The following is a 209-nucleotide window of genomic DNA, read 5'->3' on the forward strand; positions in this document are numbered from 1 at the left end:
TTTCGAGGAGTTGCTGACCAAAGTGGCCGATGCCGTCGATCACGCTCGGCCGGGGCGGATCATCGCCGACAGCGAGGAACCCGCCCGCGATGCCTTCGCCAAGTTCCGCGAAAAGGTTTACGCCAAGGCTCTGCAGAAGCGACTCGATGCGGCGGAAGCCGCTTTTCCCCCCTCCGACGGACGCGAGCGGTAAACGGCTGCGTCAGAAA

Annotated in this window: 1 protein-coding gene; it reads left to right on the forward strand. The window is 63.6% G+C overall.

Annotated elements, in window-relative coordinates:
• The coding region (locus tag H0921_RS18610) for a hypothetical protein (RefSeq protein ID WP_194539846.1) at window positions 1–193 on the forward strand (193 nt) is incomplete at its 5' end.
• Between the last annotated feature and the right edge of the window lie 16 nt (window positions 194–209).

This window comes from Thermogemmata fonticola (assembly GCF_013694095.1).
GTDB classification, from domain to species: Bacteria; Planctomycetota; Planctomycetia; order Gemmatales; family Gemmataceae; genus Thermogemmata; species Thermogemmata fonticola.